The sequence below is a fragment of the Citrobacter sp. S46_ASV_140 genome (genome assembly GCF_018919545.1).
Classification (GTDB): domain Bacteria; phylum Pseudomonadota; class Gammaproteobacteria; order Enterobacterales; family Enterobacteriaceae; genus Citrobacter; species Citrobacter braakii.
Genome location: NZ_JAHLRC010000060.1, coordinates 1 through 25,593 on the forward strand (window position 1 = coordinate 1; position 25,593 = coordinate 25,593).

General features: G+C 52.5%; 26 protein-coding genes. 9 read left to right on the plus strand and 17 right to left on the minus strand.

Going from position 1 to position 25,593, the window contains the following annotated elements; all coding sequences use genetic code 11:
* Together KQJ19_RS15305 and rbsK are read right to left on the minus strand one after the other, a co-directional pair.
* A partial coding sequence (locus KQJ19_RS15305) for an MFS transporter (RefSeq protein WP_216403821.1) occupies nt 1-817 on the minus strand: 817 nt, incomplete at its 3' end.
* 27 nt (nt 818-844) lie between these two features.
* Nucleotides 845-1,765, minus strand: a complete 921-nt coding sequence (rbsK, locus tag KQJ19_RS15310; protein WP_003827124.1) for a ribokinase — start codon at nt 1,763-1,765, stop codon at nt 845-847.
* A 325-nt stretch (nt 1,766-2,090) separates the two neighbouring features.
* On the opposite strand from rbsK, the gene KQJ19_RS15315 reads away from it, so the two are divergent.
* A complete protein-coding gene (locus KQJ19_RS15315; protein WP_016157805.1) occupies nt 2,091-2,876 on the plus strand; it encodes a DeoR family transcriptional regulator in 786 nt (261 codons plus the stop codon).
* A gap of 1 nt (nt 2,877) precedes the next feature.
* Here KQJ19_RS15315 and ilvN read toward each other — a convergent pair whose 3' ends face one another.
* The 3 genes from ilvN to ivbL all read right to left on the minus strand — a co-directional run bounded on the left by ilvN (nt 2,878) and on the right by ivbL (nt 5,066).
* Nucleotides 2,878-3,168, minus strand: a complete 291-nt coding sequence (gene ilvN / locus KQJ19_RS15320) for an acetolactate synthase small subunit (protein ID WP_003023914.1) — start codon at nt 3,166-3,168, stop codon at nt 2,878-2,880.
* 3 nt (nt 3,169-3,171) lie between these two features.
* Nucleotides 3,172-4,860: an acetolactate synthase large subunit gene (gene ilvB / locus KQJ19_RS15325; protein ID WP_016155049.1), complete on the minus strand. Its 1,689-nt coding sequence runs from the start codon at nt 4,858-4,860 to the stop codon at nt 3,172-3,174.
* Between the two features lie 107 nt (nt 4,861-4,967).
* A complete protein-coding gene (ivbL, locus tag KQJ19_RS15330) occupies nt 4,968-5,066 on the minus strand; it encodes an ilvB operon leader peptide IvbL (protein ID WP_003827118.1) in 99 nt (32 codons plus the stop codon).
* 522 nt (nt 5,067-5,588) lie between these two features.
* Between ivbL and tisB the strand changes: the two genes are divergently transcribed.
* The 3 genes from tisB (at nt 5,589) to emrD (ending at nt 8,013) form a co-directional block, all read left to right on the plus strand.
* Nucleotides 5,589-5,678, plus strand: a complete 90-nt coding sequence (gene tisB, locus KQJ19_RS15335; RefSeq protein ID WP_003023909.1) for a type I toxin-antitoxin system toxin TisB — start codon at nt 5,589-5,591, stop codon at nt 5,676-5,678.
* A gap of 123 nt (nt 5,679-5,801) precedes the next feature.
* Nucleotides 5,802-6,635, plus strand: coding sequence for a DMT family transporter (locus KQJ19_RS15340; RefSeq protein ID WP_016157806.1), 834 nt, complete (start codon nt 5,802-5,804; stop codon nt 6,633-6,635).
* A 193-nt stretch (nt 6,636-6,828) separates the two neighbouring features.
* Entirely contained in the window at nt 6,829-8,013 is a 1,185-nt protein-coding gene (gene emrD, locus KQJ19_RS15345; RefSeq protein ID WP_046276195.1) for a multidrug efflux MFS transporter EmrD, read from the plus strand.
* Here the strand turns inward: emrD and KQJ19_RS15350 are convergent.
* Both KQJ19_RS15350 and dsdC read right to left on the minus strand, forming a co-directional pair.
* Nucleotides 7,940-9,022: a cellulase family glycosylhydrolase gene (locus tag KQJ19_RS15350; protein WP_085055756.1), complete on the minus strand. Its 1,083-nt coding sequence runs from the start codon at nt 9,020-9,022 to the stop codon at nt 7,940-7,942. The two genes, emrD and KQJ19_RS15350, sit on opposite strands and share 74 nt — an antisense overlap.
* A 78-nt stretch (nt 9,023-9,100) precedes the next feature.
* On the minus strand, nt 9,101-10,027 hold the full coding sequence (gene dsdC / locus KQJ19_RS15355) for a DNA-binding transcriptional regulator DsdC (RefSeq protein WP_016155054.1): 927 nt from the start codon (nt 10,025-10,027) through the stop codon (nt 9,101-9,103).
* 229 nt (nt 10,028-10,256) lie between these two features.
* Between dsdC and dsdX the strand changes: the two genes are divergently transcribed.
* Both dsdX and dsdA read left to right on the plus strand, forming a co-directional pair.
* The gene (gene dsdX, locus KQJ19_RS15360) at nt 10,257-11,594 is read left to right on the plus strand and encodes a D-serine transporter DsdX (protein ID WP_016157809.1); all 1,338 of its coding nucleotides are present in this window, start codon (nt 10,257-10,259) and stop codon (nt 11,592-11,594) included.
* 17 nt (nt 11,595-11,611) lie between these two features.
* Entirely contained in the window at nt 11,612-12,934 is a 1,323-nt protein-coding gene (gene dsdA / locus KQJ19_RS15365) for a D-serine ammonia-lyase (protein ID WP_200012684.1), read from the plus strand.
* A 12-nt stretch (nt 12,935-12,946) separates the two neighbouring features.
* On the opposite strand, the gene KQJ19_RS15370 is transcribed toward dsdA, so the two are convergent.
* From KQJ19_RS15370 to KQJ19_RS15390, 5 genes are all read right to left on the minus strand, one after another.
* Nucleotides 12,947-14,059, minus strand: a complete 1,113-nt coding sequence (locus KQJ19_RS15370) for an anaerobic sulfatase maturase (RefSeq protein ID WP_160312099.1) — start codon at nt 14,057-14,059, stop codon at nt 12,947-12,949.
* The gene (locus tag KQJ19_RS15375; protein ID WP_016155058.1) at nt 14,056-14,418 is read right to left on the minus strand and encodes a DUF202 domain-containing protein; all 363 of its coding nucleotides are present in this window, start codon (nt 14,416-14,418) and stop codon (nt 14,056-14,058) included. Before KQJ19_RS15375 ends, KQJ19_RS15370 begins: the two co-directional genes overlap by 4 nt.
* Nucleotides 14,408-14,755 (minus strand): DUF202 domain-containing protein, encoded by a 348-nt coding sequence (locus tag KQJ19_RS15380; protein ID WP_016157812.1) that lies wholly within the window; start codon nt 14,753-14,755, stop codon nt 14,408-14,410. The genes KQJ19_RS15375 and KQJ19_RS15380 overlap by 11 nt, the downstream gene beginning before the upstream one ends.
* 98 nt (nt 14,756-14,853) lie before the next feature.
* Entirely contained in the window at nt 14,854-16,347 is a 1,494-nt protein-coding gene (locus tag KQJ19_RS15385; protein ID WP_049282845.1) for a sulfatase-like hydrolase/transferase, read from the minus strand.
* Entirely contained in the window at nt 16,344-18,059 is a 1,716-nt protein-coding gene (locus KQJ19_RS15390; protein ID WP_047499146.1) for a solute:sodium symporter family transporter, read from the minus strand. The genes KQJ19_RS15385 and KQJ19_RS15390 overlap by 4 nt, the downstream gene beginning before the upstream one ends.
* 167 nt (nt 18,060-18,226) lie before the next feature.
* Here KQJ19_RS15390 and KQJ19_RS15395 point away from each other — a divergent pair, with 167 nt between their 5' ends.
* Nucleotides 18,227-19,120, plus strand: a complete 894-nt coding sequence (locus KQJ19_RS15395) for an AraC family transcriptional regulator (RefSeq protein WP_047498785.1) — start codon at nt 18,227-18,229, stop codon at nt 19,118-19,120.
* Here KQJ19_RS15395 and KQJ19_RS15400 read toward each other — a convergent pair.
* Both KQJ19_RS15400 and KQJ19_RS15405 read right to left on the minus strand, forming a co-directional pair.
* Complete coding sequence (locus KQJ19_RS15400) at nt 19,117-20,439, minus strand: 6-phospho-alpha-glucosidase (protein WP_019078008.1); 1,323 nt, start codon at nt 20,437-20,439, stop codon at nt 19,117-19,119. The genes KQJ19_RS15395 and KQJ19_RS15400 overlap by 4 nt on opposite strands.
* Entirely contained in the window at nt 20,436-22,055 is a 1,620-nt protein-coding gene (locus KQJ19_RS15405; protein ID WP_181221018.1) for an alpha-glucoside-specific PTS transporter subunit IIBC, read from the minus strand. The genes KQJ19_RS15400 and KQJ19_RS15405 overlap by 4 nt, the downstream gene beginning before the upstream one ends.
* 223 nt (nt 22,056-22,278) lie before the next feature.
* On the opposite strand from KQJ19_RS15405, the gene KQJ19_RS15410 reads away from it, so the two are divergent.
* Nucleotides 22,279-22,995, plus strand: a complete 717-nt coding sequence (locus KQJ19_RS15410; protein WP_200080327.1) for a GntR family transcriptional regulator — start codon at nt 22,279-22,281, stop codon at nt 22,993-22,995.
* Here KQJ19_RS15410 and KQJ19_RS15415 read toward each other — a convergent pair whose 3' ends face one another.
* Nucleotides 22,996-24,657, minus strand: a complete 1,662-nt coding sequence (locus KQJ19_RS15415) for a putative transporter (protein ID WP_046276202.1) — start codon at nt 24,655-24,657, stop codon at nt 22,996-22,998. It abuts the gene before it with no gap.
* A gap of 71 nt (nt 24,658-24,728) precedes the next feature.
* On the opposite strand from KQJ19_RS15415, the gene KQJ19_RS15420 reads away from it, so the two are divergent.
* Nucleotides 24,729-24,950: a hypothetical protein gene (locus tag KQJ19_RS15420; protein WP_146050128.1), complete on the plus strand. Its 222-nt coding sequence runs from the start codon at nt 24,729-24,731 to the stop codon at nt 24,948-24,950.
* Here KQJ19_RS15420 and ibpB read toward each other — a convergent pair.
* Together ibpB and KQJ19_RS15430 are read right to left on the minus strand one after the other, a co-directional pair.
* Entirely contained in the window at nt 24,939-25,367 is a 429-nt protein-coding gene (gene ibpB / locus KQJ19_RS15425) for a small heat shock chaperone IbpB (protein WP_103767049.1), read from the minus strand. The two genes, KQJ19_RS15420 and ibpB, sit on opposite strands and share 12 nt — an antisense overlap.
* 92 nt (nt 25,368-25,459) lie before the next feature.
* On the minus strand, nt 25,460-25,593 hold a 134-nt coding region (locus tag KQJ19_RS15430; protein WP_216403822.1), incomplete at its 5' end, for an Hsp20 family protein.

Genomic DNA, 25,593 nt, shown 5'->3' on the forward strand with positions numbered 1-25,593 from the left:
ATGACCACACCGCGACCTGCATCCCCACGTACAGGAACTGCGCCACAATCCCACGGCGGAAACGGGCATTGCTGGCCAGATAACGCAGCGTATCCATCGCTGACGGACGTTTATGACTCGCCGTTTGCGCGACTTTACAGGTCGGGAAGCGGGTCAGCAGGAACAACACCATCACCACAACCAGTACCATAATCATGTACTTGTAAGGCTCAAGGGTATTTTCCAGCATCAACACTTTAAAGTTGTGGATCTGCTCCGCGTTCATCCCAGCCATCTGTTTTTCCAGACTCTCGCCTTCAGAGAAGACCAGATATTTACCCAGCAGAATACCGGCTGCTGCGCCAATGGGGTAAAAGGTCTGGCTGATGTTCAGGCGCAGGGTGGCATACGCTTTTGGGCCAATCATGGAGCTGTAGGTGTTGGCTGCAGTTTCCAGGAAGCTCAGGCCAATCGCAATCGCAAAAATTGCCGCGAGGAACATGGTGTAGGTGGCCATGTGCGATGCCGGGAAAAAGAGCGTACAGCCAACAATATAAAGGGTCAGTCCCATTAAGATGGCGATTTTATAACTGGTCTTTTTAATCACCAAAGATGCTGGAATCGCAATTAAAAAATAACCGCCATAAAAGGCACTCTGAACTAATGCCGAAGCAAAGTTGCTGAGTGAGAATACGCTTTTGAATTGCGTAATCAGAATATCATTTAATGCGGCTGCGCATCCCCATAAAGGGAATAAACAGGATAACAAAATAAACTGGAACAGAGGCGTCTTATTCAGATAGCCGTCGGGCATCTGAATGATGTTTTTATCGTTCATAGTGCTACCTTTTACAATGCAGGAGTATTATTCGTTTAAGGTAAGAAACTCATTAAATTGTTCGATGCTTGGATAAGATGATTGAGTGCCTTTCCCGGTAACGCTGAATGCAGCGAAGAGAGCGGCTTTTTTCATGGCGGCTTCGACATCACCGCTTTGAACGTAATAGTGGGCAAAACAACCGATGAAAGCGTCACCTGCGCCACTGGTATCGACAGCGTTCACTTTAAACGCCGGGACATGGACTTCCTGGTCACGCGTCATCCACAGAGCACCTTTCTCCCCCATGGTGACGATAATATTGTTCAGACCTTTATCGACCAAAGAACGTGCCGCGGCGCGAATATGGTCATAGGTATCCACCGGCATACCGGTTAATATTTCGAGCTCGGTTTCATTTGGCACGAAGAAATCGCATTTACAGGCATAAGACATATCTAATTCCCGTAATGCAGGAGCGGGATTTAATAACACTTCAATACCGTGTTTTTTACCGAATTCAATCGCGTGATAAACCGTTTCCAACTGTACTTCCAGCTGCAGGACAATAAGTTGACACTTTTTCAGATCTTCCGCCGCGCGATCGATATCTTCCGGGGAGAGAAACTTGTTGGCACCTTTAATAATCAGAATGCTGTTGCTGGAGTTTGCATTAACAAAGATCGGTGCAACGCCGCTGCTGGTGCAGGGTACCTTTTCGACATAGGTCGTATTAATCCCCCAGGATTCGAGATTACGAATGGTGTTATCCGCAAAAATATCATCACCGACTTTCGTCAGCATCAGCACTTTGGAATTGAGCTTAGCAGCCGCAACGGCCTGATTTGCCCCTTTACCGCCACAACCAATTTTAAAGGCGGGTGCTTCCAGCGTTTCCCCTTCTTTGGGCATCTGGTTGATGTAGGTGATGAGATCCACCATGTTGGAGCCAATAACCGCGATATCCATTTTACTACCTCTCAGAAACAATCACACAACAATGATATTAAAATAACATTATCATGTTACTTCCGTATCATTTGTGACTAGGATCGCGATTGGAGGATCATTTTATTGTTTATTTATTATGCTAAATGTTGCGTCTCTATCACACTCAAAATGATTAACTTGCTTACAATTGACTGAAAACTCGCTGCTTATAATCAATAAAACGTGTAAAAACACGCTTTTATTTCCCAATGGTCAGACGTATAGTAATGCAGCAATATCATGTTCCCAGAAACACATAAATGTTACTGAAGGAACATGAAAACATGATTCGTGGAGAGTGTGCATGGAAACCAAGCAAAAAGAACGAATTCGACGTCTGATGGAATTGTTGAAGAAGACCGACAGAATCCATCTGAAAGAGGCGGCGCGCATGCTGGAGGTTTCCGTGATGACCATCCGTCGGGATCTCAGCCAGGATGACGAACCATTGCCGCTTACGCTACTCGGTGGTTACATCGTGATGGTGAACAAGCCCGCCACCCTCGTTAACGCTCCGCTCCCCGTGCAAAAGCAGTATCATCGCGACGATTTACCGGTTGCCATTCTGGCCGCAGGACTGGTCAGTGAAAACGATCTGGTCTTTTTTGATAATGGTGCCGAAATGCCATTAGTCGTCAGCATGATCCCGGACGATATTACCTTTACCGGAATTTGCTACTCACACCGGGTATTCGTGGCGCTAAATGAAAAACCCAACGCCACGGTGATTCTTTGCGGGGGCACCTATCGGGCGAAAAGTGATGCCTTTTACGACACCAGCAATCCCTCTCCGCTGGATGCGCTCAACCCACGAAAAGTGTTTATCTCTGCCAGCGGAGTCCATGAGCATTTCGGCGTTAGCTGGTTCAATCCGGACGATCTGGCCACCAAACGCAAAGCGATGGAACGCGGATTGCGCAAAATTCTGCTGACCCGCCACGCCCTGTTTGATGAGGTTGCTCCCGCCAGCATTGGTCCGCTTTCCACTTTTGACGTACTGATAAGCGATCGCCCGTTGCCGGCAGATTATGCAACCCACTGCCGGAACGGCTCTGTCAAAGTCATCACCCCGGATTCAGACGGCGACTAACTCACTCAAAGAAAACCGTGATTTTGTTAAACATCGACGGGTCGGACTGGTTGCGGGCCACTTTCACCACATCTTCCAGCTTGTCGATCTGGCTTATCATCTGCTCAAGACGCTGATCGTCGTTGACCAGTAGCCAGATGCGGCTCTTGTCGCTGTCCTGAATCGGTAGACAGAGAATGCCTTCCACGTTGAACGCGCGGCGGGCAAACAGCCCGCAGACGTGGGTCATTACGCCCGGATGGTTGCGTACGGTGAGTTCCAGGATTACGTTGTCATGAGTCTGCTGTTGCATGGCTTATTCCCCCACCATTTCTGTGTTTGCCGCACCCGGCGGCACCATCGGGTACACTTTTTCTTCGGCATCGATGCGCACGTGGATCAGCGCAGGTCCAGGGCGATTAATAATCTCCTGCAACGCTGCCTGTGGATCCGCTTCGTTATTCAAATCGCAGGTTTCGAGGCCAAACCCGGCGGCTATCTGCATAAAGTTAATCATCCCCGGATATGTCGCCGCAAAAACGCCCTGCTTATAGAACAAACTCTGCTGCTGATACACCAGACCCAACGCTTCGTTATTCATCAGGATGATTTTAATATCCAGCTGATTTTCGCTGGCCGTTGCCATTTCCTGAATATTCATCATCAGGCTACCGTCGCCGGAGAAGCACAGCACCTTTTTGTCCGGGTTGACCAGCGCTGCGCCAATTGCCGCCGGCAGGCCAAAGCCCATGGTTCCCAGACCGCCGGAGGTCAGCCACTGACGCGGACGGTTCAGCGGGTAAGCCTGTGCGGCCCACATCTGATGCTGGCCTACGTCGGTGGTGATAATGGCATTGTCATCCACGCAGGCCGCTACGGCGTTGATCAGCCCATAGTGGCTGAGCGGGTCGCTTTCCTGCGGAATGCTGCAGGGGAATTCGCGTTGTAAATCGGCCACCATTTGATGCCACGACTCTCGCGGCTGCGCGTCAATTAATGGGATCAGTTGCGCCAGAACCTCATCGACATCCGCCTGAATTGCCACGTGCGGCTGTTTGATTTTACCCAGTTCCGCGCGGTCGATATCCACATGGATGATTTTGGCGTTCGGACAGAACTGCTCGGTTTTACCAATCGCCCGGTCATCAAAACGCGCGCCCAGAACAATCAATAAGTCCGCTTCTTGCAGAATAAAGTTAGTGCTGCGCGCGCCGTGCATACCCAGCATGCCTAACGACAGCGGATGCGCTTTCGGCAACATACCGAGCGCCATTAAGGTCATGGTGGTGGGCAGCATGGCTTTTTCTGCCAGTTCACGAACCCGCTCAGGCGCGTTAATCACGCCGCCGCCGAGATACAGCACCGGACGCTGTGCGGCGTTAATCATAGCTGCGGCATCGCGAATGCTGTCCTGGCTGAACGCCGGTGCCGCCATTTTCTGCGCGGGCTCCGGCATCTCTTCAATTTCAAAAACGGCGGTTTGAATATCCTTAGGAATGTCTATCCACACCGGGCCCGGACGGCCGGACTGCGCAATGCGGAACGCATCGCTCATGACCTGCGGTAATTCACTGATATGGCGGACCAGATAGTTGTGCTTGGTGATGGGGATAGAGATGCCGTAGGTATCGACTTCCTGGAAGGCGTCGGTCCCGATCATTGAGGCCGGAACCTGCCCGGTGATACACACCAGCGGGATAGAATCCAGCCGCGCGTCGGCAATGGCGGTCACCAGGTTGGTCGCACCCGGTCCGCTGCAGGCCATACAGACGGCGGGTTTACCATCGGTTCTCGCCATCCCCTGCGCGATAAACCCCGCGCCCTGCTCGTGGCGCGCCAGGATATGACGGATTTGCGTGCTTTGGCTCAAGGCGTCATAGACGGGAAGAATCGATCCGCCAGGAATACCGGTGACCACCTGAATCCCCTGGCGTTCCATGAAATGAACGATGAATTCTGCGCCCGTAAAACGCGTACGCTTGGATGTTATGCCCGAACTTGCCATGCTCCAGTCCTTTTATTCTGGGCCTTTGCTTCGGGCAGGTCTCTTAAACGAAAAACCCCGCCCGGTTTGCGCCGGCGGGGTTTTGGAATCGTGTGTTGATCCGGACCCTACGGCGCATTGCCGACGACCACCACCACACGCACGACGACCGCTGCGCGAGATGGCGCAGTTTTTAGTAGGGTCGCAGTCAGCATGGAAGGGTTCATTAGGGACCTGTCTGTTTGTTGATTAACTGGATTTATACAAACACAGGTTTTTCAGCGTGACAATGGAAAAATTTTCATCTGCATAAAAATGCGTCAACGATCACATTTCGCTGTGCAGAGTCGGAAAACAAAAAACCCCGCCGGAGCGAGGTTTTTTTCAGCGCTGTGCGGTTGGTAGCCGCCGAACACACTGTGTTATGTCAACGGAAAAAGTATACGCGTTCTGCGAAGAACACGCAATTTCGGCACGAATTTTGATGGTTTTGAGTATGGAACATGAATGACACAATGTCCATAAAATACTGTTAATTTATACAGTACTTATCTATAATGTCTCGGTACGCAATGTGTTATGCGGGGGCCGCATCGTAAACCGGCGCATCAAAGTCCTGGCTGAAACGGGTGGTGCCGTCAGCGCCTTAACCCCCGTGTGAGCACACTGTGTTATGTCAACAAAGGTGCTGGCAACAGGCAGCGGCGAGGTACGTCAGCACCGTGCTCCTTGTACCAAAAGGAGAGCGTATGAGCCTCGTGGATATCGCTATTCTTATCCTCAAACTCATTGTTGCAGCACTGCAACTACTTGATGCCGTTCTGAAATACGTTAAGTAATTCGGATTCAAGTCGCACCTAAGGGGAGCGGGTAACACTCCGCTCCCCTTTCACCTTCTCCCTGGTGCTTGTCTCGCGCCAATATGTTACGTTTTTATGACATTCTCAGGGAAGAACGCCACCATGACGCTTTCTGTTTTCTGCATTTTGCTGTTTGCCGCGCTGCTGCATGCCAGTTGGAATGCCATTGTTAAAGCTGGAAACGATAAACTGTACTCGGCGATTGGCGTCAGCGGCTCCGCGGCGATTATGGCATTGATCTGCTTACCCTTCGCGCCTCAGCCTTCCGCCGCCAGCCTGCCGTTTTTGGCCGTCTCAACCGCGTTGCAAGTGGTGTATACGGTCCTGGTCGCCAAAACCTATCAGGTTTCGGATATGAGTCAGACCTATCCTCTGATGCGTGGGACAGCACCGCTGCTGGTTGCGATTATCAGCGTCTTGTTCCTTGGCGATAGCCTGTCTGTGTTTGCCTGGGTGGGGATTGCTACGATCTGTCTGGCCATTCTCGGCATGGCATTTAACGGACGCAGCAGCTCACAACGCGGGATCGTACTGGCGCTCATTAACGCCTGCTTTATTGCCGGTTACACGCTGGTTGATGGCACCGGCGTACGCTTATCAGAAACCGCGCTCGGTTATACGCTGTGGACCTTCTTTCTGAACGGTTCCTGTCTGCTGGGCTGGGCGATGATCGCCCGGCGCCGGGAAGCGTCACGCTATCTGGTACAGCAGTGGAAGAAAGGTATTCTGGGTGGAATTGGTACGATGGGTTCTTACGGTCTGGCGCTGTGGGCCATGACCCAGGCTCCGTTGGCGGTGGTCGCAGCGCTGCGTGAAACCTCCATTCTGTTTGGTGCTCTACTCGCCTGGCTGCTGCTGAAAGAAAAGGTTGCCGGAATACGCCTTGTCGCGGCCGCCGGTATTGCCGTAGGCGCTGTCTTACTTCGCTTGTCATGATCGCGCCGTAAAGCCGATGCAATCCGGCAACATTTGTTGCCGCTTTTTGTTTACATTTCCTGCCGTTCATCGCGTAAACATTCCAGCCCACTATCTGGCCTTCTTTTTCTGTTGTGGTAGATTCCACGCGCATTTATGGGAAAGTACAGCACCTTATTCTTCTTTTTTCTCTTTTTTAAAAGTAATCAGCGAAATGAAAAGGCATAGAAGCGTCAATTTGTTGTTGATGTTGGTATTACTGGTGGCGGTAGGTCAGATGGCGCAAACCATTTATATCCCCGCGATTGCTGATATGGCGCGTGAACTGAACGTTCGCGAAGGAGCGGTGCAAAGCGTAATGGCCGCCTACCTGCTGACCTACGGCCTGTCACAACTGTTTTACGGCCCACTTTCCGATCGCGTTGGCCGCCGTCCGGTGATCCTCGCCGGAATGTCTATTTTTATGCTGGCCACGCTGGTCGCGATTACCACCCACAGCCTGACGGTACTGATTATCGCCAGTGCAATCCAGGGCATGGGAACAGGCGTCGGCGGTGTAATGGCGCGAACCTTACCGCGCGATCTGTACGAAGGCACGCAGCTGCGCCACGCGAATAGTTTGTTAAACATGGGGATTCTGGTGAGTCCACTGCTGGCCCCGCTGATTGGCGGCATGCTGGATACCCTGTGGAACTGGCGCGCCTGTTACATCTTCCTGCTGGTTCTGTGCGCGGGCGTCACGTTTAGCATGGCGCGCTGGATGCCGGAAACGCGTCCTGCGGGCGCACCGCGTCCACGCCTTATCGCCAGCTATAAAACGCTGTTTGGTAACAGTTCTTTCACCTGTTACGTGCTGATGCTGATCGGCGGCCTGGCGGGCGTTGCGGTCTTCGAGGCCTGCTCCGGGGTATTGTTGGGCGCAAGGCTCGGTTTAAGCAGCATGGTGGTCAGTATCCTGTTTATTCTGCCCATCCCGGCGGCATTTTTCGGCGCCTGGTTCGCCGGTCGCCCGAATAAGCGTTTCTCGACGCTGATGTGGCAGTCGGTTATCTGCTGTCTGGTAGCCGGTTTAATGATGTGGATCCCGGGCCTGTTTGACGTGATGAACGTCTGGACGCTGCTGATTCCCGCCGCACTATTTTTCTTCGGTGCCGGGATGCTGTTTCCGCTGGCAACCAGTGGCGCAATGGAGCCTTTCCCATTCCTGGCAGGCACTGCCGGTGCGCTGGTTGGGGGATTACAGAATATTGGTTCCGGCGTGCTGGCGTGGTTCTCTGCAATGCTGCCGCAGACCGGGCAAGCCAGTCTGGGCCTGCTGATGACCCTTATGGGACTGTTGATTTTTGTTTGCTGGCTTCCGCTGGCGTCACGCGTGTCGCATCAGGGGCAGGCGGTTTAAGCGTATGATGGCCCGGCTTATCGCCGGGCTTTTCGCATTCAGGCGCGATCATCGTCGTCAGTAACGGCTCCAGCGCCGGACGCCAGGCGCCTTCCTCGCCATCATAAAACTGCGTATCCGCATTGATAGCATAGGGAATTTTCGCTTTTTTCAGTTCGCACGCCATAAATCGGGCAAACGCCATTTGCGAGGCAGAAGGCGCGTTCCTGATTGTTTCTCCTGGCGACCAGCCTCCCACCCAACTGACATGACCTGTTTTCTGCTGCCAGTGAATGGCGGTATTGATACGGGCGCGAATAGCGGCCTTTTCTGCCGCTGTGCCTGAGGTCCACGGATATTTACCATTATTTTTCAGCGGCCCCCACGGAAAAATATGCCATTGAGCCAGCACGGTATTCTGACTTTGCGGCGGCAGTTTCAGGTCAGGCAAATCTTCCGGCGCGGCGCGTAGTCGCGGCGCGATAAAAATCATCCGCTGCGGGTCGATGGCATGGACAGTACGAATGGTTTTGTCATACACCCGATTGAGCGATACCTGATTATGGTTGAGCTTATCAGAGGGTTCGTATATCAGGTCGAAACCCAGCAACGGCGAGCTTTGACCAAAGTAATGCGCCACCGCCACCCACCAGTTAACCACCTCTTTTTCGTTACCGGTACTGGGATCTTTTTTATATTCGTCAGCCTGATAGGCAATTATCGGGATCACGCCATACTGCTCGCAGGCTTCCACCAGCTTGCGCAGATGTATAAGCCGCGCCTCCGTAGGCTCTCCCGCCACGCGAATGCGCACGTGGGTTAACCCTTTCGCCTTGTAATCCCGCACCACCAGCGGATCGAATTCACGGATACCCCGATCGGTGCGCGCCCAGTCTACGTCCATCCCAACGCCAAGCTGCTGCGCATACTGCGCCGCAGTCAGCACAGGTTGCGCGGCACACACGGTGGCGCTGGCTAACAGTAAAAGGGAAACAATCGGCTTTAACACGGTCGTCCTTACGCAAATCATCAGGAGTGATATCACGTATTTAGCATGCTTTTTCACTTTGCGTGTAGCGAGAAAGCGTAAAAAATATTCGCGGCCTGCTTATTTAACCTGTTCCTGAAGCCAGCGAATAAACGCCTCGATTTTCGGCCACTGTCTGCCAGGCAGGGTGGTGATGTAGTAGTGCTGATGGCATTTCAGCGCCATATCGCCAAAAGGCGCAACCAGCTCTCCACTGTCGAGGCGTTTTTGCACCAGCCGCTTTCGGCCCATCGCCACGCCGATATGATTCATCGCCGCAATCACCGCCAAATCAGAACGATCGAAACCAATTCCCGACGATGTCGGCAGATTCACCGAAAAATGCTGCGCCCAACTGTGCCATTCATCGGTCCCGGAGTCGTTACTCCACGCCTGTCTGTCATGCAGCAACGTACAGTGCGGTAAATTCACCAGCGAACCGGTAAGGTCATGGCGGCGAGCGTAGTCCGGGCTGCATACCGGCAGGATCTCTTCATCCATCAGGAAGTGGTGCGTGAGCTGCGCGGAGGGCGCGTCGTCAAAATAGATGGCCAGATCGACCCCGGCACGCTGCAGATTGACGTTGTCGTTCCCGGTCAGCATGGTCAGCGAAATCGACGGATAGCGACGGGTAAAGTCGCCGAGCGCCGGAACCAGCCAGCACTGAGCGATAGAAGGCCGTGAGTAGACGGTGAGCGTCCCGGACAACTCCTGATTTTTAATATCAAGGATTTCCTGATTCAGCGTATCCAGCGATGATTTCAGCGCCCAGAATACCCGCTTGCCCTCGTGGGTAAGTTCCACTTTACGATGCGAACGAACAAACAGCTGAATACCCAGCTCATCTTCCAGCTGATTAATGCGATGGCTGACAGCGCTGGGGCTTAATGACAGCTCATCTGCCGCCAGCGCAAACGACTGGTGCCGGGCCGCCACTTCAAAGGTATACAGCTTTGACAACTGCCAGCCGTTGAGCAGCCGATTTCTGACCTCGCGTAAGGGATCCATGTTCACCTCCTGTCCTCCTGATTCATTCGCCGGAGTGTAAAAAAGTTCGCTGCAAAAATCAGCACAAAGATGAATCAAGGTGAACCATATCGCATAAACAAAGCGTAATTAGACGTAAATCACCTACTTGATGCAATCTGGCTCATGTGAAAGGGGATTTATATCGTTTGTCAGACCATGCCTTATTTTTGTCCAATAACCCTATATTAATCACAGGGCAAGGTGAGTTATGCACTCTCAAATCTGGGTTGTGAGCACGCTGCTGATAAGCATCGTGTTAATCGTTTTGACCATCGTGAAGTTCAAATTCCACCCGTTTCTGGCGCTGCTGTTAGCCAGCTTCTTCGTGGGTACGATGATGGGTATGGGGCCGCTGGATATGGTCAATGCCATTGAGAGTGGCATCGGCGGTACGCTGGGCTTCCTCGCCGCGGTTATCGGCCTTGGGACCATTCTTGGCAAAATGATGGAAGTGTCCGGCGCGGCCGAACGTATCGGCCTGACGCTACAGCGCTGTCGCTGGCTTTCCGCTGACGTCATTATGGTACTGGTCGGGCTGATTTGCGGGATCACACTGTTTGTTGAAGTCGGCGTAGTGCTGTTGATTCCTCTGGCCTTTTCAATTGCCAAAAAAACCAATACCTCGCTACTGAAGCTGGCGATTCCGTTATGTACAGCGCTGATGGCGGTACACTGCGTCGTGCCGCCGCATCCAGCCGCCCTGTTCGTGGCGAACAAGCTGGGCGCGGACATTGGCACCGTGATTGTCTACGGCTTACTGGTGGGCTTAATGGCCTCGCTGATCGGCGGTCCGCTGTATCTGAAATTCCTCGGTAACCGTCTGCCGTTTAAACCGGTTCCGGCTGAGTTTTCCGACCTCAAGGTGCGCGACGAAAGTACGCTGCCATCGCTGGGCGCTACGCTGTTTACCGTACTGCTGCCGATTGGCCTGATGCTGGTAAAAACCGTCGCTGAGCTGAACATGGCGAAAGGCAGCACGGTTTATACGCTGTTGGAGTTTATTGGTAACCCGATCACCGCGATGTTTATTGCCGTTTTCGTGGCCTATTACATTCTCGGCCTGCGTCAGCACATTGGCATGGGTGCGCTGCTGACCCACACCGAAAACGGTTTTGGCTCCATTGCTAACATTTTGCTGATTATCGGCGCAGGCGGCGCATTCAACGCTATCCTCAAGAGCAGCGGACTGGCGGATACTCTCGCGCTGATCCTCTCGAACATGCATATGCACCCGATTCTGCTGGCTTGGCTGGTGGCGTTAATCCTGCATGCTGCGGTGGGCTCTGCCACGGTGGCGATGATGGGCGCGACGGCAATCGTGGCCCCGATGCTGCCGCTCTACCCCAACGTTAGCCCGGAGATCATCGCCATTGCCATCGGTTCCGGCGCGATTGGCTGCACGATCGTCACCGATTCCCTCTTCTGGCTGGTGAAGCAGTACTGCGGCGCCACCCTAAATGAGACGTTCAAATATTATACGACCGCGACATTTATCGCGTCCGTTATTGCACTGGTTTGCACATTCCTGCTTTCCTTTATTATCTAAGCGCAAAGAGACTGACTATGGAAAACATTCAAACACTTATCGCCCAGCATCCTTTAGTGGAAGATCTGGTCGCTCTCAAGGAGACGACCTGGTTTAACCCTGGCACTACCTCTCTTGCGGAAGGTTTACCGTATGTTGGCCTGACAGAGCACGATGTTCAGGATGCCCACGCTCGTCTGACGCGCTTCGCGCCGTATCTGGCGCAAGCATTCCCGGAAACCGCAGCCACCGGCGGCATTATCGAATCTGAACTGGCCGCGATCCCGGCGATGCAAAAGCGGCTGGAAAAAGAGTATGGGCAGCGCATCAACGGCGAAATTCTGCTGAAGAAAGACAGCCATCTACCGATTTCCGGCTCAATTAAAGCGCGTGGCGGTATTTATGAAGTGCTAACCCATGCGGAAAAACTGGCGCTGGAGGCTGGTCTGCTGACCACACAAGACGATTACAGCATTCTGCTTTCGCCTGAGTTTAAACAGTTCTTCAGTCAGTACAGCATCGCCGTAGGCTCCACTGGCAACCTTGGGATGTCGATCGGCATTATGAGCGCCCGTATCGGCTTTAAGGTGACGGTTCATATGTCTGCCGACGCTCGCGCATGGAAAAAAGCCAAACTGCGCAGCCACGGCGTGACGGTCGTGGAGTATGAAGAAGATTATGGCGTGGCGGTTGAGCAGGGCCGTAAGGCGGCACAATCCGATCCGAACTGTTTCTTTATCGATGATGAAAATTCCCGCACGTTGTTTTTAGGTTATGCGGTCGCCGGCGAGCGTCTGAAGGCGCAGTTCGCGCAGCAGGGGCGCGTGGTGGATGCCGACCATCCGCTGTTTGTTTACCTGCCGTGCGGCGTCGGCGGTGGGCCTGGCGGGGTGGCTTTTGGCCTGAAGCTGGCATTCGGCGATAACGTGCACTGCTTCTTCGCAGAACCGACCCATTCACCGTGCATGCTGCTGGGGATTTATACCGGGCTGCACGATACGATTTCTGTGCAGGACATTGGCATCGATAACCTGACAGCGGCAGATGGGCTGGCGGTGGGCCGCGCGTCCGGCTTTGTTGGCCGGGCAATGGAACGTCTGCTCGACGGTCTGTACACCCTGGACGATCAGACTATGTACGACATGCTGGGCTGGCTGGCGCAGGAAGAAGGCATTCGCCTTGAGCCGTCGGCGCTGGCCGGGATGGCCGGTCCGCAGCACGTTTGCGCTTCTGCTGACTATCAGCAAATGCACGGCTTCAGCGCGGAGCAGCTCAATAACGCCACCCACCTGGTGTGGGCGACCGGCGGCGGCATGGTGCCGGAAGCCGAAATGGCTCAGTATCTGACCAAAGGACGTTAAACGCCGCTGAACTTAACGCAGCATCGCCATCAGTTCCATCGGTGAGCGATGTTGCTTCAGAAGATCACGCATCACGCGCATATGCGGCGCGGTATGATTGAAGAAAGCGCTGTATCCGCCGCAAATCGCACTCTTTCCACTGCTGTCGCGATGCTTTGGACAATCGCCATGGCAAAAGCGTAATAGCGAACACGCCTGGCATTCCGCGCTCAGCGTGGTTCTCTTGGACTGACCAAACGCCGCTGCCCACGGGCTGGCGTTGAGCTCACTCAACGACGTGCGATGAATATTACCCAGGCGAAAATCTGGGTGGACATAGTGATCGCACTGATACAAATCGCCATTCGCTTCCAGAGCAAAAGCATGTCCGCAGGTGGAGCTTAGCGAACACATCTGCGCCGGGTGTCCGCACCATACGCCCAGAGTTGAATCAAATAACTGGACGAATACGCGGCCAATATCTTCTCTGACCCAGATATCAAAGACGGAATTCAGGAAGGTTCCCCACGCCTGAGGCGGGACGGATTCGGCGGTAAGCTCACCGTCTTCATCATATTCAACCAGCGGAATGAACTGCAAAAAAGGCGTGCCAAGCTGGCGTAGGTAGCGATACATCTGCCCTGGTCGCTGGCTGTTCAGAGAATTAACCACTACCAGCAGATTGAACTCCACCTGATGCTTACGGAGCCTGGCAATGGCGTCCACCACCTTATGGTGAGTCGGTTTTCCGCTGCGGTTAACACGATAAGCATCGTGCAACTCGGCGGGGCCATCCAACGAAATCCCCACCAGCCAGCCGTTATCGTGCAAAAACTGACACCATTCGTCGTTGAGCAAAATCCCGTTGGTCTGGAACGCGTTATGGATTTTCTTCCCTTCCCCGTACTGTTTTTGCAACGTCACTACGCGGCGGAAAAAGTCGATGCCACAGAGGGTTGGCTCTCCGCCCTGCCAGGCGAACATCACGTCAGCCCCCGGCTGTGCGGTGATATGCTGACGAATAAACGTCTCTAAGGTGGCGTCATCCATTTCGGGTTGAGTGGGTTTATCGATGTAAAAACAGTAACGACAATCCAGGTTACAACGAGAGCTGGCTGGTTTGGCCATGACCTGACATCCTGTCATGCTAAATTCCCGATAAACGCAATAAGTTGGCGGACATGCGTTACAGCAAACAGTATTGCGAGGGATAACACCGCGAGGGAGATCATAAATTTGTCACGCACCGCGCGAGATTCAGAAAAATCGCTATGCGTAACATCCATCAGATTACGGCTGCGGGTATAGCGCCACAGAACGATCGCCACCAGCGCCAGCACCACAATTGAAACCCAAAACAGGAAGCCCGCCTGATGCCAGTTGTGCTTCAGCGCCAACGCCATTAGCGCGCCATAACCCAGAAGCGTACGAAACCAGGCCAGCGATGTTCGCTCCGGTTGTAACCCCGGATCGGCGATACGTCGCGACTTACGGCTATCCGGCATACAGCACCAGTCCCATGACAATCACCGCGACAATAAACAAAATCAGACTGATGATTAACAGGCTATGGGTATAGGGCAAATCCTCTTTCAGGCGCATCGCCCTCTCATTACGCAGCCAGCGCAGGTAGCCATAAATCGCCAGACCACCGGCAAACAGGCACAGCAACAGCGCCAAAAGCTCACGAATTACCGGCGTGGCAAAATCCGGAGCCAGTTGGTCGAGACCAACCCCCGCCGCCAGAAACCCCAGCGCGGTACGGATCCACGCCAGAAAGGTACGCTCATTTGCCAGTGAGAAGCGGTAATCCGGGGCTTCTCCAAGGCGGGAAATTTTCATTCAAACTCCTCTGGCTGTCATTGCCGGATGGCGGCTAATGCCTTATCCGGCCGACAGGTAAGTGCAAATATGAGTATCTGCGCCAATTGGCATTGTAGTCAGAACTTCTGCTTTTTCTCCTCCACTTTTACGCCCTGGGTTGGTAAACCGGTGTCGTAATCGCGTACCACGGGAGAATAGCCGTCTTGCGGGCGCGGGCGAAAAGCGCCCATCCAGCGCGGTACAGCGTCAGGACGCCAGGGACGTAAACTCCACTGATAGGTGCGGAATGGATCGCGGATTTTATCCATATAGTCCAGCAGCGCGTCGTGCATCTGGCAGCGAACATCGGCTAATTGCGGCGAATCTATCTGGTTGTGTAGCTCATCGGGATCGTTTCGTCTGTCGTAAAGCTCATCACTGGTAAACAGGTTCAGCACCAGCTTCCAGTCATCCGTCACCCAGCAACGTACCGGTATAAATCCGCCAAAACTGTCATGTTCAATCTCATAACGATTGAACTCCACCATCACACCGCGTGGTTTTTCAACGGTAAGGATGTTTTCACCCGGCAGGATTTGTGGCTTCTCAATACCCGCCAGCGCCATCATCGTCGGCAGCAGATCGATATGGCTGACCGGCGTGTCTACCTGCATTGATTCTCCCTGAGGCGAGCGCATAATCAGCGGAATTCGCGTGATGTCGTCATACATCGCTGCCCCCTTACTGATAAGCTTATGCGCCCCCATCATCTCGCCATGATCGGAGGTGTAAATGACCCAGGTGTTGTCCCGCTGCACGGGCGTTAAGGTATTAATAACCCGGCCAATCTGGTCATCGACAAAGTCGTTGCAGGCAAAATAGAGCGGATGGTGATAGCGCCCATCATCACCTACCGGTGAAGGCATCGCTTCAGACCAAAGACGATGATGTTCAGGTTTGTTACTCAAAGAGTCGTGCGCCTTCATCCCCAGGTCATAATAAAAATCCTGATATTTCTGCAGATACTCCACGGGACAGGTAAACGGGTGATGCGGCTCGTCGTAGGAAACTACCATCAGGAAGGGTTCTTCATCACGTGCAGGGTGGCGGAGGAAATCAACCGCCCGGTTACTGATGCGGTGCGCCCAGGTAAAGGTTTCATTGATATTGTTAGCCAGCAAATCCTCCACGCTGTTCAGACCGTTACGCCACAAACCGATCTCTTTGTCCGTCAGTTCCGCGAGGTAATTTGCCCCGTCATACCAGTAGTCAGCATCCCATTCGGGCGGGCACTCACCGGTACCAAAGTAATCGTGCCCGTCGAGATGCCACTTGCCGATGTAGCAGGTGTGATAGCCCGCATCCTTAAAATAGCGTCCCATGGTGGAGATATTTTTCCCCGGCGCGACGTTATTGGTCCACGGGCCGGACTGGTTGGCATAAATACCGGTAAACAGCCCAGCGCGGGCCGGGGTGCACACCGGTGAGCAGGTATAAGCAGAATTGAAGCGAATACCTTCCGCCGCCAGGCTATCAATGTTATTGGTATTCAGCGACTTACCACTATAACAGCCGACCATATTGGTCGCCTGGGTATCAGTCATAATGAACAGAAAATTAGGGCGGGTCATGCTTTATCCTTAGCGTCAGAGACAGAAAGCGCAGTGGCCAAACGACGCGTCTGCCAGCTGCTGTAAATTAAATACATCATCACTGCCGCCGTAATTGAGTAGCAGAGAATCGTCAGCCATTGGGTGTTGTACCCTCCAAACTGCGCCAGTCCGGCATAGACGCCGAGCATCGCGGTCAGGATACCGACAGAGGCAAGTTTGGCGTTTTTCCACGGCTTCATGTCTACCGCAAAAGCATCATGGAATTTAAACGGCGTCGCACGCGGCTTGATAATGCCGATAACCAGCATCACCACCACGTTGATGCAGAAGGTACAGGCCAGTACGTAAAGGAAGTGAAAGTCGAACTTCACCAGATAATTAATGGTGATGTAGCTGACGATACCGAATCCCATAGCGACTTTCGCTGCCAGCGCAGGGATGCGCGGGAAAAAGAATCCCATGATGATGATGGTCACCAACGGCACGTTATAAATACCGTTGAGCTGTTTCATCCAGCTGTAGAGTCCTTCCGGTGCATTAGCGATCCACGGTGCTACCAGCACGGAAATTACCGCGATAAAGAATCCGAACTTACGCCCAACCCGAACCAGCTGTTCCGATTGGGCGTGTTGATTAATAATCCGCCGATATATTCCCATGCTAAATAAGGTACTGGCGCTGTTTAAAAATCCATTGAATGTACTGATTACCGCGCCGAATAAAACGGCACCGAAAAACCCCACCAAAGGGACAGGCAGCACGTTATTTACCAGTGTCGGATATGCCATATCCGCCTTTGGCAGATCCTGGTATAGATGAAAAGCAATTAAACCTGGTAATACCAGCACCAGTGGATCGAGCATTTTCAATACCGCTGTGAGCAATGCTCCTTTCTGCCCTTCGGCGAGGCTTTTGGAAGCCAGCGTACGTTGTACGATGCCCTGATTAGTACACCAGTAGAAGGTATTCACCAGAATCAAACCGGTAAAGGCTGCACCTATCGGCAGCGGATCGTTCGCTCCACCAATTGAGTTTAATTTCTCCGCATGTACGGTGGTCAGTTGCTCAACACCTTGTAAAAAACTGCCTTTTCCCATCGCAATCAGGCCGAACACGGGGACCATCAATCCACCAATCACCAGCCCTATACCATTGATAGAATCGGCCACCGCCATCGCACGTAAACCGCCGATCACCGCATAAATAATCCCGGCAAGGCCCAGCAAAATAACCAGTAACCAGATTGCTGCGCCCTGAGAAATATTCAGCGATTCACCGATGTGAAAAAGGCTATTCAGCGCCAGCGCCCCTGAATAAAGCACAATCGGCAGGAAGCAGACGCCAGTGGCAATAAGAAAGCAAAAATCGATAATGATTCGCGTGGTTTTATCGTAACGCTCTTCCAGAAAATCTGGGATCGTAGCGATACCACGTTGCAGATAGCGAGGTAGAAAAATCAGCGCCAGAAAGATAAGCGTCACCGCAGAGGTGACTTCCCAACCCATAACCGACATTCCGCTTTTGTAAGCCTGACCAGACAGACCAACCAACTGTTCGGTTGAAAGATTAGTTAACATCAATGACGCGGCAATCACCGGCGCTTTCAATGAACGCCCGGCAAGAAAATACCCTTGTTGCGATCCGGTATCCGTTTTACGTACCTTCCACCAGGTGATTAGCGCCACCAGCAGCGTAAAGCCCACAAAGCTCAGAATTTGTAGCGTATTCATCTCATAGCCCTTATTTTTCATTATGTCCCGGCAGCTGTAGGGGGAATGCAAGGTAATGTGCGCCGGGTCAGGCAGTCAGATTTCTTAAAATAAAAACGTCATATCCCTGAACAGATTTTTTCTGTTAAGTTCAGGTTGTGGGCATAATTCTCCGGTGGGAAATTAAAATGAATGGAAAGATGCAAAGTTCGCATGTAAAAAACGAAACTACGTACAATATTCCCCTGTTGATTCATGAAAGTGTGATCTCCAGCGGGATTTCATTGATCTCGCTGTGGCACACCTATGCCGACGAACATTATCGGGTTATTTGGCCACGTGATAAGAAAAAACCGCTGATTGCTAATTCATGGGTTGCGGTCTACACCGTCCAGGGCTGTGGAAAAATCCTTCTTAAAGGCGGTGAACAAATCACGCTTACCGGAAACTGTATAATCTTTTTAAAACCAACCGATATACAGTCTTATCACTGTGAAGGATTGGTATGGGAACAATACTGGATGGAATTCACACCAACCAGCGTAATGGATATTCCGCTACGACAACAAAGCATTATTTATAATGGTGATATTTATAATCAGGAGCTGACCGAAGTTTCGCGATTAATTACATCCCCAGACTCAATAAAAAATAATCTGGCAGTCGCCTTTCTCACAAAAATAATTTATCAATGGATTTGTCTTATTTACGCCGAAGGTAAAAAAGACCCACAGCGAATACAGATTGAAAAACTGATTGCCACTCTACATGCCAGTCTACAAAAACGGTGGAGCGTGGCGGATATGGCAGCCACTATCCCCTGTAGCGAAGCCTGGCTACGTCGTCTTTTTTTACGCTATACCGGAAAAACACCGAAAGAATACTATCTGGATGCGCGGCTGGAACTGGCGCTGTCGCTGCTAAAGCAGGAGGGAAATACGGTCGGGCAGGTCGCTGATATACTTAACTTCTTTGACTCGTTTCATTTCAGCAAGGCGTTTAAACACAAATTTGGCTATGCGCCGTCGGCGGTATTGAAACATGCGGACCGGCACCCAGAGGATGCCGGTCAACTGGGTTAGCGCAGTTCCGGCCAGTACTCTTTGTTCGCGTCGATCAAATCATCCAGAATCGCTTTAGCTACAGACGCACTCGGCACGGTTTTCGACAGGGTGATAGCCTGCCACAAACGCTGGTAAGAGCGGTGCTCCCAGGCATCGACCACCAGCTTCTCAACCGCCACCTGCTGGCTCATCAACCCTTTCTGGAACTGCGGGATATCCCCCACCGTCAGCGGTTCCGGGCCGTTATGCCCCACCAGGCATGGGATCTCGACCATCGCTTCATCATCAAAGTTATGAATCGCACCATTATTTGGCACAATCAGCAGCATCCGCTCCTGAGTGTTAAAGGCGATGGCCGCCGCCAGATCAACAATGTAGGAAGCATGTTCGTCAATCTCCAGTTCACCGGCCGCAGAATGGCCCGCCTCAATAATGGCCCGGCAGGAACCGAACACCTGTTTTTCGCGGTGATCCATAACCTCGTTGGCACGGGTACGCTGCGGATTGGAGTGCTGGACCACGTAATCCGGGAACAGATAGTATTTCAGGTAGGTATTTGGCATGGTGTCCGGATCCAGCGCCTGCACATCCTTCGCCTTAGCGAAGGTATCGTTCCAGCTCGCCTCCGTATGCGGGTCGTTCGATGGCGGCACATAGCCATGCTTCGCCACGTATTCACGCAGCTTCGGCATCAAATCGTTACCCTGGAGATCTTCAATTGATGTCCACCAGCCAAAGTGGTTCAGCCCGTAGTAGCGCACGCGCATCTGTTTACGATCTTTAAGGCCGACGATCTGCGCCATCCGTCCTTCAATACCGATGGGCATATCGCAAATATTGAGGATTTTCGCATTTGGACGCAGTCTACGCGTGGCTTCAGCCACAATTGCCGCCGGGTTAGAGTAGTTAAGCATCCAGGCGTTTGGTGAATATTTTTCCATATAATCCACCAGTTCCAGCACACCGCCAATAGATCGCATGCCGTAGGCAATCCCGCCCGGCCCACAGGTTTCCTGGCCTAACACCCCGTGACGTAACGGGATTTTCTCGTCTTGTTCACGCATTGGGTATTTACCCACGCGGATATGTGCCATCACGAAATCAACATCGGTAAACGCAGTTTTGGGATCGGTGGTGTAACTAAACTCTATCTCCGGCGCCTGCTCTTTGAGGATGATTTTACACGCCTCGGCAATCACCTCCTGACGCGCGCCATCGTTGTCATAAAATTTCAGCGCACGAAGCGGGAAACGGTCCTGATTTGCCAGCAACATCAGCACGATGCCCGGCGTAAAGGTACTACCACCACCTGCGATAACCACTGAGAATTTTTTCATGATACTGCCTCCGTCATGGGGATCTGTTCGTTTGATAAAGTAGATTTCATTAGCGTTTCGAGCTGGTCGCGTACCTGAGGGACGTGTAAACCAACAATGACCTGAATACCATTGCCGCGACGCACAACACCGTGTGCACCCAGCGCTTTGAAGACGTCATCGCTTTGCGTTTTCGCCATGTCGTGAAGCGCAATCCGCAGGCGAGTGGCGCAGTTATTAATACTTTCGATATTGCCTGCGCCGCCTAACGCTTGCAGAAAACCGGCCGCCTGTCCCAGTTTGGTGTCTGGCGCAGCGGCGGTGGTTTGCCCACGCGCGGCTTTATAGTCAGCTTTGGTGTAGAGTTTGATTTCGCTATCTTCCCGGCCCGGCGTTTTCAGGTTGAAGCGCAGGATCAGCGCGCGGAAGATGGCAAAATAGAGTGCAGTAAAGGCCAGGCCAATCGCTATCTGGGTGAACATCATTCCGGCATGGTTGTGGAACATCGGGATCCAGTTTTGCGGCAAGAACTGATCAAGCAGGCCGCCGCCCATATTGCCTACCACCCCACAGAGATACATCACCGTTGCCATAGACGCCGCCAGCACGGCGTGTACAGCAAACAGCAAGGGTGAGATAAACAGGAAGGTGAACTCCAGCGGTTCGGTGATCCCCACCAGCACGGCCGTCAGCGTGGCGGGGATCAGCAGTCCCGCCACCTTCACCCGGTTTTCCGGAGAGGCCGTGAAGTAAAGCGCCAGAGCAATACCTAATGAACCAAAGATTTTCGAGTTGCCGTGCAGGGCAAAACCCCCTTCCGGGAACAGTGTTTTCAGCGACTCTGTGCTTTGGCTGAATTCCTGCAAATGCTGCGCCCAGTAGACCTGGATGCCGCCTTCCACCGCCGCAGGGCCGAAGATAAATGGACCATAGACGAAGTGATGCAGCCCGGTCGGGATCAAAATACGCTCAAGGAAGGTATACACCCATACCCCCAGCGCCCCCGCAGAACGCAGAAAAGCTTGCAGAGATTCAATCCCCATCTGCACCTTTGGCCAACCCAGCAGCGTCAGCCAGGCACAGGGAATCATCACCAGAAAGGCAATGATCACCACAAACGATGTTCCCTGAAAAATACCGAGAAATACTGGCAAGGGTTTGTCGAAATAACGGTTATGCAAGGCAGTAACAATACCGGAAATGACAATGGCGCCGATAATGCTGGTATCAAGTGTTTTAATCCCGGCCATCATCGTTAAGCCGCTACCTGCCGTCGGGTCTGCGCTAAAATCCACGCCGAAGAAATGTCCCCAAGTCATGCCCATGGCATTGATGAAGTAATTCCACGTAAGAAAGCTGACCAGTACCGCCAGACAAGCGCGCCCCTGAGCCTGTTTCGCCAGACCGATCGGCAGACCAACGGCGAAAATCAGCGGCATATTGCGAAATACCGTCCAGCCACCTTCTTCGATGATATGAACGATTTGTGCGAACAAACTGTTGGGATCGGTAAGCGCTTCACCCACAAACAGCGGGTTGCGCAGCATAATAGCGATACCGACGACGATACCGGCAAAGGGAAACAGCAGCACCGGGGTGAACATCGCGCCGCCAAAGCGTTGTATTTGACTGAGCATTTTCACATCCTCATATAACAACCAGTAGGGGAGAGGCCTTTTTTGTAGTGATTGCTGGCCTGATACGAGAATAGAAAGTTGCGATCCTTCAGACATGGCATGCCGCTGCGATTCGTGATCGCTTTCATGGTTTTAATTTCGGCAATGAGGTCTACTTTTTACGTAAAAGTTAGACATCAAAAGGTTTATGGTGCAGTAATTAAAAGAAAAAAGAGGTCTGGTAGTGATCTACAAATCAATTGCGGAACGACTACGAATTCGCCTGAATTCGTCTGATTACAACATCGGTAGCCCGTTGCCGGGTGAAAAAAAGCTTGCCCAAGAGTTCGCGGTTTCACGAATGACGATCCGTAAAGCAATTGATATGTTGATTGGCTGGGGATTGGTCGTACGCCGTCATGGGAGCGGAACTTATGTGGCGCGCAAAGATGTCCATCATGAAACCACAAACCTGACCGGACTGGCGGAAGTACTGAAGCGACAAGGGAAAGAGGTCACCAGTGAAGTACTGGTATTTGAAGTGATGCCCGCACCACCAGCAATTGCCAGCCAACTGCGTATCCAGATTAATGAACGCATCTACTTCTCACGTCGCGTTCGCTATGTGGACGGCAAGCCGCTGATGCTTGAAGACAGCTACATGCCGGTAAAATTATTCCGTAATTTATCGCTGGCGCATCTGGAAGGGTCAAAATTCGATTACATCGAGAAAGAGTGCGGAATAACTATCAGCGGCAACTATGAAAGTCTGACTCCCGTTCTTGCCGATAAGCAGCTTTCCGCGCAGATGAACGTACCTGAACAGACGCCATTGCTGCGGATTACCTCACTGTCCTACAGCGATAGCGGGGAGTTTTTGAATTATTCGGTGATGTTCAGAAACGCCAGCGAGTACCAGGTGGACTACCACTTACGGCGCGTCCACCCAGACTCAACCTGACTAACCCATCCCCCAAAAAATCACCGCCAGCAGTTGCGGCGTGATAATTCGCAGGAACATCACCAGCGGATAAACGGTCGCATACGACAGCGCCGCTGCCCCGCTGGTGGCATGCAGGTTGTTAGCAAATGCCAGTGCAGGCGGATCGGTCATTGAGCCAGCCAGCATGCCGCACAGCGTGAGGTAGTTCATTTTGACGAAAATCCTCGCCAACAGCCCCACAGTAATCAGCGGAATCGCGGTGATGAAAATACCGTAGCCCACCCAGCTCAGGCCATCCCCCTGCGTCAGGGTATGAACAAAATCACCGCCTGACTTCAGACCAACCACTGCGAGAAACAGCACGATACCCAACTCTCGCAGCGCCAGGTTAGCGCTGGGGGGCATAAACCAATACAACTTACCGATGCTGCCAATACGCCCCAGGATCAAGGCCATAATCAGTGGCCCACCGGCCAGCCCCAGTTTTAGCGCCACCGGGAACCCAGGAATGAACAGCGGGATTGAACCCAGCAGAACACCCAGCCCGATCCCGATAAATACCGGCAGCATCTGCACTTGCTGCAGTTTTTGCTGGGCGTTACCCACCACATTGGCAACAGTATCAATCGAGGAAGGTCGGCCAACCAGATTGAGGATGTCGCCAAACTGCAGGCTGGCGTCGCTGCTGGCTACCAGCTCAACCCCCGCACGGTTCAGACGGGAGATAACCACGTCGTAACGTTCTTTGAAATGCAGGTCGCGGATTCGTTTCCCCAGCACCTGTTCGTTGGTCACCACCACGCGCTCAACGCGTAAATCGGTGCCTCGCGTCGACAGCGATGTGTCCACCTCCTGCCCAATCACCACCTGCGCATTGTGCAGATCAGCAGGCTGACCAACCAGGTGTAGCAGGTCGCCCATCTGAATAATCGTCCCCGGCGACGGCACCATCAATGTTTCTTCACGTTTTAAACGTGAGCAGATGATTTTGTCGCTGTTCAGGATTGGGACATCCTGAATCGCCATATTGTTGAGGTTCGGGTTTTCCACACGGATATTCATCGTCTGAATCAGAGCGTGTCCGTTGGTCAGCGTGGATTCATGCTGATGGGCTTCGGCATCGACGTTAACGCGAAAAATAAGGCGCATCAGCCACATAGTGAGCAAAATACCGCAGATACCAAAAGGATAAGCCATGGCATAGCTCATCCCCATCTGATCCACCACATCAACAGGAGTACCCAGATCGCGCAGAATCTGCTGCCCCGCGCCTAACGCCGGAGTATTGGTGACCGCACCGGAAAAAATGCCCAGCACCACGGGAAGGGGAATGGCAAAAATCTTATGCAGGATCGCGGTGACCAGGCCACCCATGATAACAATCAGCACGGCAAACAGATTCAGCCGTAGGCCCGAAACGCGCAGTGACGCAAAAAAGCCCGGCCCCACCTGAATACCGATGGTGTAGACGAAAAGAATCAGGCCAAATTCCTGAATAAAATGCAGCATGTCACCGCTCAGGGTCATCCCTGCCTGATCGACAAAATGCCCGACAATAATACCGCCGAACAGCACGCCTCCGATGCCAAAACCAACACCACGTATTTTTATGTTGCCGATCCATAATCCGACAACTGCCACCATTGCCAGAACGCTGACCGTCAATGCTATATCACTCATTTTCCTGTTCCCTGTGAATAACATTTTATTTAACGAAGATTATGACTGAACCGTTCAGGCATGAATGCAGAGTGGCGCACATTATCATGCTACAGAGCGCCCAGGAGCGCTTAAGAAGGACGTTCTTTACTGTTTTTCTTCACGTCGATTTGAAATTGCTGAATGCTTTTTTCTGGCAATGGCAGCGCTTCCGGCATCCTGCCCTCCCAGATCATAGTTTCATGTGGGCTGAGGCACAAAAAAGCCCCGTCATTTCTGGCGGGGCAAAGGCATGGAGCTATTTAACTGTCTAATACGGGACGTTCGCTGATGGCGATACGTTGTGGAGCGATGGTTTCAGGTTCATTCCGGGTCAAATCGATATGCAGCAAGCCGTTAGTGAAGCTTGCGCCGGAGACTTCCATATTTTCAGCCAGCGTAAAGCTCAGGCTGAACGGCTGAGTGACCAGCCCCTGATGCAACCATTTGGTCTCTTTTTCCGGCTGCTGCGGCGTACCTTTCACGGTCAGGCGTGTGCCTTCCAGTTGAATATCCAGATCTTCCTGGCGGAAACCGGCTAACGCAAGGGTAATGCGGTAGTGGTTATCATCGCTCTTTTCGATGTTATAAGGCGGGAAGCTCTGGCTTTCGCCAGTGTTTTGCAAGGCATTGGCCAGTTTGTCAAAACCGATCCATTGACGCAGCAGTGGGGATAAATCGTAGTTACGCATAATAATCTCCTTCTAAGAAGCGAGTAAGTACCTTTTGGCTCCCTGACGGCAAGCCGATTGCTTAGCAGGGCCGCCTGAAGCGGCCCACAGAATTAGTTGATTTCGATGCGGCGCGGCTTGTTCGCCTCGGGAATCACGCGTTCGAGATCGATATACAGCAGACCATTCACCAGGTTCGCGCCGCGAACATGAATGTTCTCCGCTAACTGGAACTTACGTTCGAAGT